The sequence below is a fragment of the Kitasatospora sp. NPDC050463 genome (assembly GCF_040655255.1).
In the GTDB taxonomy this organism is placed as follows: Bacteria; Actinomycetota; Actinomycetes; order Streptomycetales; family Streptomycetaceae; genus Kitasatospora.
The window spans coordinates 15504-28763 of sequence record NZ_JBFAJO010000015.1 but is presented as its reverse complement, the minus strand read 5'-3'; the positions used below and the strand labels follow the sequence as shown (position 1 = coordinate 28763).

The window sequence follows — 13260 nt, the reverse complement described above, 5'->3', positions numbered from 1 at the left end:
GGGTGCGGGCATTCCCGGGAGCGCGTCCCCGGAGGGCGTCGCCCCGGCGGGGGCGGGACGGGGATGGGCCCGGCCGCCCGTGCGTCCGGGACGCCGGGTGCCGGAGCGTGGGTGCAGACCGGCCCGTGCACCGGGCGCCCGCCGCCGAAGGAGTCGTCCCGTGGCCTCCTCCCGCCCGTACCACCCGCGCGCCGCCGACGGTCCGACCGCGGGCCGGTCGGTGGCCGGTCTGCTTCGAGCCCGGCCTCCTCGACCCAGCCGACCCGGCCCTGGCCCGGGCCGGCGGCCCGCCCGGCCGCCGGCTGGTGGTGGTCGAGGCGCGGGGTGCAGGAGCTGTACGGTCACCGGCTGGGCCGCTCGATGATCTGACGGTCCGTGAGCCTTCCGATGTGGCAGCTTGGTTGCGCGCCTGATCGGCCGCCGCGCGGGCCCGCGAGGAGCGCGCGGTCCGTTCGTGGCGCGGTCCGTTTCGTCGTACGGGGCCGGCCGGGCCGGTCCCGCCTCCGTTCCGCCTTCTCGCCGCGCTGTCCCCGTGCTGTCCTGCGCTGTCCTGCGCCGATTCCCGCCCTGTCCCGCCTTGGTCCCGCCCCTGTCCCGTCCTGTGCCCGGCCGGGTCGGGAGGGGCAGGGCGGCTCAGGTGCCCGGGGCGTAGGGCGGCCCATCGTCGAGGTCGGAGAAGGAGCAGGAGGTGGACGGCGATGGGCAGCGCCACCGTATTCGACCGGCGGATCCAGGCCGGACCGGCGAACGTCCCGCTGGCGGTGCGCCGGGGTGAGGGTTCCTGGGCGGAACTCGCCGAGCGGACGGCCGCGTTCGAGGCCGATCGCTTCCTCCTGGTGGCCGACGGTGCGGCACCCGCCGATCTTCTCGTCCGCGTGCGCGCCATGGCCGCCGTGTACGCGCCGTGCACCGTGCTCGACCTGCGGTCCGCTCCGCCGTCCGACCGCACGCCGTCCGACCGCACGCCGCCTGAGCGGCCGACCCCCGGCGGCCGGCGCAGCGGCGGCCGGACCGTGGTGATCGCCCTCGGCGGCGAGCAGGCCTGCGCCGTCGCGGCCGACCTGCGGCTGCCGACCACCCTGGCGGCCGCCGTCGGGCCCGCACTCGCGCTGCGGCGACCGCCGCCGGACGCCCGCGCACTGCCCGCCCGGACGGCGCCGGCACTGGTCTGGGTCCGCAGCGACCTGCTGGCCGACCGGCCCGCCCCGGAGACCCGGGCCGGCATGATCGGCGTGATCCGGCACGTCCTCGCCGTCTGCCCGGCGCAGTACGAGGCGCTCGCCGGCTCCCTCGACCCCGAGGCCCGCTACGGTGCCGGAGCCATCGCCGCCTTCCTCGCCGTCTGCGCGGACGCCCGGGCCGCGCTGGTCTGCTTCGACCCGTTCGAGACCGGCCCCGCCCTCGCTCTGGGGTACGGGCGGCGCCTCGCCGTGCTGGTGCGGAGCCTGGCCGGCCGTCCGCTCGCTCCGGGCGACGCCGAGGCCGTGGGGCTCCTGCTCGCCGCCCGCATCGCCGTCCGACTCGGCTTGCTGGACGCGGCCGGAGCCTGGGCGCACCGCGAACTGGTCGCCCGCAACGGCTCGGTGACCGGCCTGCCCGGCGCCCCGGATGCGACGGCCTTCGCCGACGCCGTCGGTACCGCCCCCTGGCCCGGTCTGCTGCTGCTCGCCGGTCTCGGCCGCCCGCATTGCGTGCGGGGCCGGCTGCTCACCCCGGTCGATGCCGCACTGGTGCGGGCCGCCGCCGAGAGCCTGGGCCCGGTCGCCGTCCCGCACGGCCGGGTCCCGGCGCCCCAACCCGCGGCCGGGTGAGCCCCGGCCGGGCTCGGGCGCCGTGCGGGAGCAGGACAGGACACCGTCACCGCGCGACCGGGACGGCGGGCGCCACACCGTGGAGAGGCAGGGCGGACCGGAACGGACCGCCGCCGACCAGAAGGAGTCACCGTCATGACGGGCACCGTCATCACCGATCTCCGCCGACGCGGCGCCGTCGATCCCGGCCGCGTGCTGAGCGGTCCGCTGCGCGCGGTCGGGCTGCGGTGGTTCGAACCGGGCTGCCGCACCGAGGTCGCCGCCGAGGGCGTCGAGCACGCCCTCTACGTCACCGCCGGTTCGGGCACGGCGACCGGCCCCGAGGCCGAGACGCAGGAGACGCCCGACGCCGGTATCCCGCTGGTCGAGGGCACCGCGCTGACGCTGCCGCTCGGCGCGCGGACCGTGCTCACCGCCGGTACGGCCGGCCTGGAGTTCTTCCAGGCCGTCCTCACCGTCGTCGGGCGCCCCGCCGGGTCCGGGCCGTCCGGTCCACCCGCCGGCCGGCAGCGCACCGGGGGCCACCCCGACCCCCCGTCCGGGCCCTGCGAGCCCCGCGCATCCGGACCGCCCCGAGCGGCCCACGCGGTCCCGGCGCGCCGAGGACCCCCAGAACCCCGAGAGCTCCGAGAACCCCGACAATCCGAAGGGAGGCGAGCCACGGTGATCGTCACCACCGCCGCGGGCTCCGCCGCCGTCATCCTCGGTCCGAACGGCGAACGGATCCGCTTGCGCTGCCTGGCCCGGCGCTCCATGCTCGCCAGCGCCTGCGAGTCCTTCGACCACCTGCGGCTGAGCCCCGGCGCCCACCACACGCTGCCGGCGCGGGCCGAGGCCGAGATCGTCCTCCATGTGCTGCGCGGCTCCTTCCTCGTGGGGCGGGCCGCCGGCGAACCGGACCATCTGGCGGTCGACGGCGACCTCCTGCTGGCCCGCCGGGGCAGCCCGCTCCACCTGGAGGCCGGACCGCTGGGCGCCGAGCTGCTCTGCCTCACCCTCGCCGTACCCCGCCGCGCCGCCGCCGGCCGAGCGGCCCCGGCCCGGCGTGGCGCCGGACGACGTACCCGACCGTGAACCACCCCGACCCCGCTGCCCGACGGTGACCCCGCCGGGCAGCGGGGTCACGACCGGGCCCGCCCGCCGTACCGCACCGCTCCGTTCCGTCGCCCCGTTCCCCGTCCCGACCCGTGCGGACGCCCGCCGCCCGGCCGGCAGGCCCGTCGTGGGCCGTGGGCCGTGGGACCGGAACGGGACGGCGGGCCCATGCGCCCGGGGCGGGGGTCCGCGCACGGTGGAGGCAGAGCGGCCGATCGGCTCGAACCGCTCGGAAGACGAAGAATCTGGAGCACCCCCCATGGCAACGAACACGGCAACGAAGACGGCAACGAAGACGCTCTGCGTCGCGTCCGTACTCGTCGGCTTCGCCGCGGCGACCGTCGTGTGCAGGAAAGCCGTCGTCGGTGTGGCGGCCACGTCCGGTCCGGCGTCCGCGGCCGGCGGTACGACCAAGCGGTGCAAGCCCGGCGAGAAGGACTGCAAGCGCTGAGCCTGCTGTCCGTCCGCCCCCCGTCCCTCGTCCCCTCCCCCGTCGAATCCCGAACCCGAATCCCGAACCCGAGTCCCGAACTCCGAATCCCGCCTCCGCCCCCGATGCTCACGGCACCGGGGGCGGAGACCGTCGTGACGGCGCACCGCGACGCAGGTGGACACCGTTGCCGCCGACGCTCCTCACACCGCGCCGGGCCCGCCCCGCGACGGGAAGCGGGGGAGCACCGCCCTCACCCGTGTCCCGTGCTCCCGCGGCAGTGGTCCGATCGTGCAACTGCCGCCGATCTCCGCCGCCCGGTCGGCCATCGACCGGATCCCGACCCCGTCCCCACCGCCACCGGAGGGCGCGCGCGAGTCTTCGCCGGCCACCGGCCGGTAGCCGACCCCGTCGTCCTGCACGGTCAGCGTCAGCGTCTCGTCGTCCACCCGGACCACCACGTCGGCGCGCCCGGCCCGGGCATGGTGCAGGACGTTGTTCAGTGCCTCGGCGGTGATCCGGTAGACCGCCACCTCGACGGCGGCCGGCAGGGCGGGCAGCGGGTCCGGGGTCAGCGCGGCGGTGACGGCGAGTCCGGCACCGCTGAAGGTGAGGGCGAGCTGCTGGACCGCCCGGGCCAGCCCGAACTCGCCGAGTGGGGCGGGCCCGAGCCGGTCGGTGATCCGCCGGACCTCCTTGATCGCCATCGCGAGGTCCGCCGAGATCCCGACCAGCGCCTGTGCCACGTCCGCACCGCTGCTCGCCGCGGTCCCACCCCGCGCCCGCCCCGCCGCACCCGCCTCTCCCGTCGCCCCCGCCGCGGCCGCCGCCGCGGCGTTGTCCACCCGCAGCCGCAGCCCCGCCAGTGCGGGGCCGAGGCCGTCGTGGATGTCCCGGCGCAGCCAGCGCCGTTCCTCCTCCCGCGCCGCGACGATCTGCTCCCGGCTCGCCTGCAGGTCCTGCCGCAACCGCAGCGAGGCGACGGCGGGCGAGACCTGGTCGGCCAGCGAGCGCAGGATGTCGATGTCGCCGGCCTCCAGCCGCTCCTCGCCCTCCCGCAGCCCGACCGTCAACTCCCCGATCGTCTCGCCGTGGTGAACCAGGGCGAAGGCCTGGCCGGGACCGTCCGTCCGGCCCACGGCGGCCAGTGGGCGCCGCCCGGCCCGGGTGGTGACGCTCAGTGCGACCCCGGGCAGCCGCAACTCCTCCGCGACGGTGCCGCACAGCACGGCCGGCAGCCGTTCCGGGTCCACCACCTGCCGGACCCGTCCGGCCAGGGTGCGCAGGACCTGGTAGGGCTGGGCGCGGGCGCCGTAGTAGAGCCGGTCGACCAGCCCGACCGCCCACCGGGTGGCCCGGGGCAGGGCTGCGCCGAGCCCGAACACCAGGGCGATCAGGGTCAGTCCGGCCGCGCCCCGGCCCGGGACCAGCCAGCCGGACAGCACGGCCGCCGACACCACGAACAGCGTGGTCAGTCCGGTGGCCAGGAGAAGCCCGGTCAGGACCGACCGGGCCGCCCGGTCGAGCCGCCAGCCGCCGTCCCGGATCACCAGGCGGGCGACGGCGACCGCCCAGACCGCGCCGGCGGCGGTGAACAGCGAGTAGCTGAGCCAGTAGTCGTCCTGGAAGCTGCGGGCGTAGTAGTCCTGCAGGCCGGCCCAGAGCAGGTACGCGCCCAGCATGCCCGCCACGTGCGCCCGGTGGGCCGGGTGCTGTGGCCGGGGCGCACCGCTGCGGTCCCGCTCCGGGCGCGGGGAGGGGCGGAGCAGCCGGGACAGCAGGACGGCGGCCGCGATGCCGACCAGCAGGTAGTTCACCGGGTCGTAGAGGCCGTCCAGGTGGTTCGAGACCGACCCGAGGGCGTGGGCGGGCGCGCTGTCGGCGAGCGGATCGGGCCGGCCGTAGGCGGTGGGACGGCTCAGGAACGACAGGCCGTCCGGGATCTCCCAGAGCGCGACGGCGCCGACGTAGAGCCACCACCGGCGGTCGGTGAGCCGTCCGTACGGGAGCCAGAGCGGCAGGACGTAGAACAGGGTCTGGCTGATCGTGTCGCAGACCGACCGCAGCACCGCGACCGCCCCGACGATGCCCGGGTCGGAGACCTCCACCCAGACGGGTGCCCCGGCGGCGCTGGGCAGCATCGAGGTCAGGGCGTAGGCCAGCATCACCCAGCCGAGCGGGCTGCCCGGGCGGTGGGCGTGCAGCAGCATCCCGGCGCCGGCGGTGGGCAGCGCGTAGAGCAGGATGGCGAGTTGGTCCCGGGGGCGGTCCACGCCGGGCGTACCGAGGTGGACGAGCACGTAGCAGGTCCAGAGGGTGGCGACGGCCAGACAGAGGGCCGTGCAGATCGCGGCGCCGGTGAGCTGCCGTTGGGCGGCCGTCCGGCGGGGGGCGGGCCGGGCGGGCCGGGCGGGCGTCCGGGGCCGGGGAGGGATCACCGTGGTCATGGCACCGCCTCGAAACGGGCTGGGGGTGTGGTCCGTCGGCAGCCGCTCGCCGGGCACCGCTCCAGTCTCGGCCGCCCACCGTCCCGGGCGCATGGGGCAGTGGTCTCGTCCTTCGCACCACCGGCCGCCGCGGGGTGCGGCGATCTGCGCATGTCACGGAAAGTCACCTCATCATCGCTGGTAGTGTCGGCCAGGTGGACCAACAGCACCCCGTCGTACCGCCCGCCCCGCAGCCGGACGATCGACCCCGGGCCGCGCCGCCGGGCGTGGACGGCGCCCTCGGCGCCTCGGGCGTCCCGGGCGACGCGGACACTCCGTACGCCTCGGGCGTCCCGGGAGCCCCGGACACCTCCGGCGGCCCGGACGAGCGGCGGGACGCCTCCCCGGTCCGCGTGCTGATCGTCGACGACCACCCGCTGTTCCGGGAGGGTCTGCGGGCCGCGTTGGAGAGCGCGGAGGGGATCGCCGTCGTGGCTGAGGCCGAGCGGGTCGGCGAGGTGGCGGCCGCCGTCGCCCGGAGCCGCCCGGACGTGGTCGTGATGGACCTCTCCCTGCCGGACGGCTCCGGGCTGGAGGCGGCGCGTCGGCTCTCCGAGCGGCAGCCGTCCCCGCCGGTGCTGATGCTGACCATGGCCGACGACGACGGCAGCCTACTCGCCGCGCTCCAGGCGGGAGCCCGCGGCTACCTGGTCAAGGGCGCCTGCCGGGAGGAGGTGCTGCACGCGGTGCGGACGGTCGCGGCGGGCGGCGCGGTGTTCGGCGCGGACATGGCCGGCCGGATCACCGCCCTGCTGGCGGGGGCCCGGCTGCGCGAGGCGGGGCAGCTGTTCCCCGCCCTCACCGCACGTGAGGCGGAGGTGCTCGACCTGGTGGCACGCGGGCTGGACAACCGGCGGATCGCCCGGGAGCTGGTGGTGGCGGAGAAGACGGTTCGCAACCACGTCACCCACATCTTCGAGAAGCTGCACGTCGCGACCCGCGCCGAGGCCGTGGCCCGGGCGCGGGACATGGGCCTCGGCGACGGCTGAGGCGACCGCTGCAGGCCCTGCCCGCCGCGCGGGCAGGGCGGCGGGCAGGGCCTGCGCAGCGGCCGGGGCGGGGACCGGACCGCCGTCCCGGGCGCCCGGGACGCCAGGAAGCCGAGGATGCGGGGGAGGAGGCCCACATGAGCGAACCGGTCCCGGTCACCACCACCCGGCAGGCCGGCCTGATCCGGGCGTACTGGGTCTGTGCCGGGACGCTGCTCTGCGGCCTCGGCTGGGTGCTGCTGGCCCTCATCCACCAGGACGCCCCGTGGGCCGAGGCGTTCCTCCTGCACGACGGTGAGACCGTCCTGCTCGGCTTCGGCTTCGTGCTCTCCGGACTGCTGGTCCTCGCCCACCGCGCCGGGCCCGACGCCTCCCCGCCGGGCCTGCTCGACCCCGCCCGCTCCATCGAACCCACCGGCCGCACCAGCCCCGCTCGCCCCGGTGTCACGGCCGGTGCCGCTGCCGCTGCGGGCGTCGACCGGGCCACCGGACCCCCCGGGCTCAGCCTCGGACTCGTCCTGTTGGCCGCCGGTTTCGGCGGTTGCCTCTCCCGCTTCGTGCTGCTCGCCGCCGCCGCGGCCGGCGCCGGCCCGGTGGCGGAGGCCGTCGGTGCGGCCCTGCTGCTCGCCTCCGTCACCCTGTTCGTCTTCCTGGCCATCGCCCTGCCGCTCTGGCTCCCGGGTGGCCGGCTGCCCGGCGGCCCCGCGGGCCGGGGCTTCGTGGTCGTGGTGGCAGTCTGGAGCGCCTGCCATGCGTGCGTGGTCCGGCTCGGGGTGCCGCTGCCGTATTTCGGCGACGTCCTGGTGCCGCAAGGGGAGGGGCTGCCGCTCGACGAGTGGCGGGTCACGCTGGTCTCCTGGGCGCTCGTGGTGGTCAGCCTGACGGTGGCCGCGGTGCGCTGGCACCGTTCGGACCGCCCGCACCGGACGGTCGCGGTGGTGCTCGTCCCCTATCTGATCTGGTTGGTCACCACCAACATCGCGCTCAGGCTGGGGAGTTCGGAGAGCATCGCGGCGGTCGCCTACTTCACCGGCTCGGCCCTGTGGATGCTCGGTGCGGTCGGCTACGCCTTCACCCGGGACCGCTCGCGCTACCTGGACCGGGCGACCCGGCGGATGCTCAGCGTCCTGGCTCTCACCGCCGTGCTGATCGCCGGCTATCTCGGCATCGCGCTGCTGCTGCGCCGCGTGCTGCCCCAGGCCAGTACCGCCGGCGCCCAGCTCCTCGCGGCCGGGGCGCTCGCCATCGGCGGGCTGCTCGGTCCGACCACCCGCTGGGTGGTCCGCGCCGTCGACCGGTTCTACTACGGCGACCGGGCGAGGCCCTATCAGGTGGTGCGCGCGCTCGCCGAACGGCTCAGCCGGGCCGTCAGCCCCGCCGACGCGCCACCGCTGCTGTGCGACACCGTGGTCGACGCCCTCGGCCTGCCCGGGGCGAGGGTGGTCCTGCACACCAGCAGCGGTCCGCACGAACTCGCCTCGGTCGGCGTCATCGGACCCAACAGTCAGGTCTTCCCGCTCAGTTACGAGGGTTCGGTGATCGGCGACCTCTATGCGCCACCGCGCGCCGGGCAGCCCGTGCTGGACGCCCAGGACCACGAGGTGCTGCGCTTCCTCGCCGATCAGGCCGCGCCCGCCATCGCCTCGCTGCGGATGTACGAGGAAGTCCAGTCCGGGCGGCGGCAGATCGTGCTGGCGCGGGAGGAGGAGCGGCGCCGGCTGCGGCACGACCTGCACGACGGGCTCGGGCCGACCCTGTCCGGACTGCGGCTCGGCATCGACACCGCGCGGGCCGCCGTCCCCGAGGACTCGCCGGCCGCCCGCTCGCTGCGCGCGGTGTCGGCCGGGATCGGCCAGGCGATCGTCGAACTGCGGAGGATCACCGAGGGGTTGGCGCCCGCGGCGCTGGCCGGCGAGGGGCTGGCGCAGGCCCTGCGGCGGCTGGTCGCCGGGCTGGACGGGGAGCGCGTGAGGCTGAGCCTGGTGCTCGACCCGGACCCGCCGCCCGCCCTGCCGGCCGCGGTCGAGGTGGCGGTGCTGCGGATCGGCGGCGAGGCGCTGAACAACGTCCTGCGCCATTCGGGCGCCACCGAGGCCCGGTTGACGCTGCGGGTCCGCCCGCACGAGGTGGTGATCGAGGCCCGGGACGACGGCCGGGGCTTCCCGGACGTCGCCGGTGACGGCAGTGGCGGCGGTGGCACCGGCGGTGCTGCCGGCGGTGGCCAGGGCGGCGTCGCCCGGTCCGGTTCGGGGCTCGGGCTGCGCTCGATGACCGAGCGGGCCGAGGAGTTGGGCGGGGGCTTCACGGCCGTGAACCACCCCGGCGGCGCACTCGTCCGGGCGGTGCTGCCGCGCATTCCGGTCGTGTCCGAAGCGGTGGCTCCGACCACGGACGGAGCCGACCGCCCCCGGCGGTCCCCTTGACGGCAGCCGGGGTTGGCCCAATCATCATGGTCGCGTCAACTTCGCGGCTGTGCCCCCGCTGTCACCGCATTCCGGCCGGGCTGTCCCGGTCGGCCCCGCTCCCGGCCGGACCCCAACCCGGCCGCCCCTTCGACCCGACGGCCACCCGCGAGGCTGTGCGCTTCCGTTCTGCCCCACCAGAATCTGGAGCCTCCATTGACCGAGCGCGCCTCGCGGCGATCCCGCCTGCGCCGATCCGCCCTGTCGACCGGGGCGGTCGTCACACTCGCCGCCGCCCTGTTCGCCCCGGCCGCCGTCGCGGCCCCCACCGCCCCGGTGGCCCCCGCGGCCTCCCCGGCCGCTGCTGCCACCGCCCCCGACATCCCGGTCGCCAACGTCAAGGCGCACCTGGCCCAGTTGCAGTCGATAGCCACCGCCAACGGCGGCAACCGCGCCCACGGCCGCGCCGGCTACAAGGCGTCGATCGACTACGTGAAGGGCAAGTTGGACGCGGCGGGCTTCACCACCTCGCTGAAGACCTTCACCTACAACGGCTCGACCGGCTACAACCTCATCGCCGACTGGCCGGGCGGCGACACCTCGCACGTCGTGATGGCCGGCGCCCACCTGGACTCCGTCACCGGCGGGCCGGGGATCAACGACAACGGCTCCGGCTCGGCCGGCATCCTGGAGACCGCACTGGCCGTCTCCCGGGCCGGGCTCCAGCCCGCCAAGCACCTGCGGTTCGGCTGGTGGGGCGCCGAGGAGTACGGCATGGTCGGCTCCAAGAACTACGTCAACAGCCTTCCCGCCACCGAGCGTTCGAAGATCGAGACGTATCTGAACTTCGACATGATCGGCTCCCCCAACCCGGGGTACTTCACCTACCGCTACGACACCGCGCTGGACGCGCTGTTCCGCGAGTACTTCGCGGGCATCGGCATCAGCACCGAGCAGGACTTCGAGGGCGACGGCCGCTCCGACCACGCCCCGTTCCAGGACGCCGGCATCCGGGTCGGCGGCCTGTTCAGCGGTGCCGACTACACCAAGACCAGTGCCCAGGCGGCCAAGTGGGGCGGCACGGCGGGTCAGGCGTTCGACCGCTGCTACCACTCCTCGTGCGACACCAGTGCCAACATCAACGACACCGCGCTGGACCGGATGAGCGACGCCATCGCCTACGCGATCTGGACCCTCTCGGCCGGCACCACGACGCCGCCCACCGGCACCGTCTTCGAGGCCACCGCCGATGTGCAGATCCCGGACTACGGCGCGGCGGTGACCTCCGACCTCGCCGTCACCGGCCGGACCGGCAACGCGCCCGCCGCCCTCCAGGTCGCGGTCGACATCAAGCACACCTATCGCGGTGACCTGGTCATCGACCTGGTCGCGCCGAACGGCACCGCCTTCCGGCTGAAGAACTCCAGCGGCAGCGACTCCGCGCCCAACGTGCAGACCACCTACACCGTCAACGCCTCCGCGGTGCCCGCCAACGGCACCTGGAAGCTGAAGGTCCAGGACGTGGGGCAGCAGGACACCGGCTACATCGACAGCTGGAAGCTCACCTTCTGACCCCGGCGGGCGAAACGGGCGCGACGCGCAGGAAGGGGGTGCCGGCCGCCGCCGGCACCCCCGCTCCGTGAGCCCGCTGCGGCCCCGCCCCGGTGGGGCCGCAGCGGGCTCCGTCGCCCCGCGCCGCTACGGACGCATCTCGTACGCGCCCGACAGCGCCTCGACCATGGCCCACACCTTCGCGGCCCGCTCGCCGTCCGCGACCGGGCGGCGGACGTTGGCCAGCGCCCACGCCGCCTGCGCCTCGGTGGTCGAGGCCTTCCCGTGCAGCTCGGTGGCGTGCTTCGAGAAGTCCCGCACCAGCGCGTCGAAGACCTGGTCCAGCAGGTCCGCGTCCAGCCCGGTCAGCTCGGCCTGCTCCAGCACCAGCTGGCCGTAGACGATGAGCGCGAAGAGCTGGCCGATCTCCAGCAGGAAGTCCAGGTCGGCCTGCTGCTCCTCGCTCGGCGCGTCGGTCAGCAGCAGGCCGCAGAAGCCGTCGGCCTGCTCGCGGAAGCGGGCCACGTTCGGCAGGTGCGCGAACGCGTCGTACGCGGTGCGCCAGTCGTGGAAGCGGATCGCGCCGAGGCCGCGGGCCGGGCCCTGGCGGAACAGGAACTCGTCGTCGGCCGCGTCCAGCCGGGTGGGCACCGGCGCGTAGTCGGCCGGGGCGAACAGGTAGTTGCCCATGAACTTGAGGATCAGCGCCAGGTTGACGTGGACGGTGCCCTCCAGCTTCGGCAGGCCGCGGATGTCCTTCGCCGCCTTGTCGAAGTAGGTGTCCGCCTCGAAGCCCTTGGCCGCGATGACGTCCCACATCAGGTCGATGACCTTCTCGCCCTCGGTGGTGACCTTCATCTTGGTCATCGGGTTGAAGAGCAGGTAACGCCGGTCCTCGGGCGAGGCGCTGCGGAAGTAGTCCACCGCGCGGTCGGAGAACAGCTTCATCGCCACCAGGCGGGCGTACGCATCGGTCAACTCGCGCCGCACGTGCGGGAAGTCGGTGACGTTCTTGCCGTACAGCACCCGGTTGCGGGCGTGCGTGACGGCCTCGTACATCGCGTGCTCGCAGATGCCGACCGAGGCGGTGCAGAGGTTGAACTTGCCGACGTTGACGGTGTTCAGCGCGGCGTCGAAGGCAGCCTTGCCGGTGTGCAGCACGTCCTCGGCGCGTACCGGGTAGTCCTCCAGGCGGAACTCGCTGACGTACATCTGGGCGTTCACGACGTTCTTGACCAGGTGGTACGCCTCGTGGCGGCTGTCGGCGGCGAAGAAGACGTAGCCCTCCGGGCCCTCGACGTCCGAGCGGCGGCCGAACACCGAGACCAGGCCGGCGACGTTGCCGTTGCCGATGTAGTACTTGGAGCCGGTGGCGGTGAAGCCGCCCTCGCCGTCCGGGGTGAGGATCATGTCGGTGGAGTAGATGTCGGCGCCGTGGCTGCGCTCGGAGAGCCCGAACGCCATCACGTGACCATCCGTCAGGAGCTTTGCCGCGCGGGCCCGGACGGCCTCGTTCCGGCTCTGCCAGACCGGTCCGAGGCCGAGGACGGTGACCTGCCAGGTGTACCAGTAGCCCAGCCCGTAGAAGCCCAGGATCTCGTTCAGCTCGGCGATCCGGGCGGTGTCCCAGCGCTTGTCCGGGTCGGCCGAGGAGGGCGTCAGGAACTCCGCGAACAGGCCTTCCTTCGCGGCGAATTCGAGGAAGTCGGCGTACCAGGTGCGGTCGATGTAGGTGTCGATCAGCGCCTTCTTGCCGCGGGACTCGAACCAGTCCACGGTCGCGCGCAGCAGTCGGCGGGTCGGCTCGTCGAACTGGGTGGGGTCGTACGTGCGCGGGTTGAAGAGCATCACGGGCTCCCGGAGGGTCGAGGGTGGCGATCGGGTGGGGCGTGGTTCTCGGCCGTCGGCGGAGCGGGAATCAGTCCCCGGTCCGGTCGGCGGCGAGGCGGTGCAGGGTGGCGAGCACGTCGTCCAGCCAGGCGAGGGTCATCCGCTCGTACTCGACGCCGCCGCGCAGCACCACGTGCTGCAACTGCTGCCGGGCGTCGAGGGCGGCCGGGTCGGGGAAGTCGCGCCGCTCGCCGTGCAGGTAGCGGGCGAGCAGGGCGGCATGGCCCTCGCGGTGCCGCTCGACCTCGGAGATCAGGGCGGCCGGGTCGTCGAAGGCCGCCGCGCGGATCTTGACCGCCAGCTCGTGCCGGACGGTCTCCGGTTCGACCGGTTCGCGCAGCCAGCCCGCCAGCGCCGCCCGGCCGGGGCCGGCCGCGGAGTAGACCTTCTTGTCCGGCCGGCCGTCCTGGGCGACCTCCTCGGCCGAGATCCAGCCGTCCGCCTCCATCCGCCGCAGCACCCGGTAGATCTGCTGGTGGGTGGCGGTCCAGAAGCGTCCGATCGAGCGGTCGAAACGCCGGGCCAGCTCGTAGCCGGAGCCGGGCTGCTCCAGCAGCGAGACGAGGATCGCGTGCTCCAGTGCCATGAGCGGAATCCTGCTATGCA

At 75.0% G+C, this 13260-nt stretch carries 9 protein-coding genes; 6 read left to right on the top strand and 3 right to left on the bottom strand.

Annotated elements, in window-relative coordinates; all coding sequences use genetic code 11:
• Positions 1-698 precede the first annotated feature (698 nt).
• The 3 genes from AB0J08_RS12120 (at position 699) to AB0J08_RS12110 (ending at position 3357) form a co-directional block, all read left to right on the top strand.
• Positions 699-1811, top strand: coding sequence for a hypothetical protein (locus tag AB0J08_RS12120; protein ID WP_360631068.1), 1113 nt, complete (start codon positions 699-701; stop codon positions 1809-1811).
• A 135-nt stretch (positions 1812-1946) separates the two neighbouring features.
• Positions 1947-2885, top strand: a complete 939-nt coding sequence (locus AB0J08_RS12115; RefSeq protein WP_360631065.1) for a hypothetical protein — start codon at positions 1947-1949, stop codon at positions 2883-2885.
• Positions 2886-3165: 280 nt separating this feature from the next.
• Positions 3166-3357, top strand: a complete 192-nt coding sequence (locus AB0J08_RS12110) for a hypothetical protein (protein WP_360631062.1) — start codon at positions 3166-3168, stop codon at positions 3355-3357.
• A gap of 182 nt (positions 3358-3539) precedes the next feature.
• Here the strand turns inward: AB0J08_RS12110 and AB0J08_RS12105 are convergent, their stop codons facing one another.
• Positions 3540-5783 carry an ATP-binding protein gene (locus AB0J08_RS12105; RefSeq protein ID WP_360631059.1) on the bottom strand — a complete coding sequence of 748 codons (2244 nt, stop codon included), beginning with the start codon at positions 5781-5783 and terminating at the stop codon, positions 3540-3542.
• A gap of 392 nt (positions 5784-6175) precedes the next feature.
• Here AB0J08_RS12105 and AB0J08_RS12100 point away from each other — a divergent pair, with 392 nt between their 5' ends.
• From AB0J08_RS12100 to AB0J08_RS12090, 3 genes are all read left to right on the top strand, one after another.
• Positions 6176-6811: a response regulator transcription factor gene (locus AB0J08_RS12100; protein WP_360631343.1), complete on the top strand. Its 636-nt coding sequence runs from the start codon at positions 6176-6178 to the stop codon at positions 6809-6811.
• Between the two features lie 137 nt (positions 6812-6948).
• Positions 6949-9234 (top strand): histidine kinase, encoded by a 2286-nt coding sequence (locus tag AB0J08_RS12095; protein WP_360631056.1) that lies wholly within the window; start codon positions 6949-6951, stop codon positions 9232-9234.
• A 276-nt stretch (positions 9235-9510) separates the two neighbouring features.
• Positions 9511-10785 (top strand): M28 family metallopeptidase, encoded by a 1275-nt coding sequence (locus AB0J08_RS12090; protein WP_360631340.1) that lies wholly within the window; start codon positions 9511-9513, stop codon positions 10783-10785.
• A gap of 126 nt (positions 10786-10911) precedes the next feature.
• On the opposite strand, the gene AB0J08_RS12085 is transcribed toward AB0J08_RS12090, so the two are convergent.
• Entirely contained in the window at positions 10912-12612 is a 1701-nt protein-coding gene (locus tag AB0J08_RS12085) for an acyl-CoA dehydrogenase family protein (protein ID WP_360631053.1), read from the bottom strand.
• 70 nt (positions 12613-12682) lie between these two features.
• Positions 12683-13240 carry a PadR family transcriptional regulator gene (locus tag AB0J08_RS12080; protein WP_360631050.1) on the bottom strand — a complete coding sequence of 186 codons (558 nt, stop codon included), beginning with the start codon at positions 13238-13240 and terminating at the stop codon, positions 12683-12685.
• Between the last annotated feature and the right edge of the window lie 20 nt (positions 13241-13260).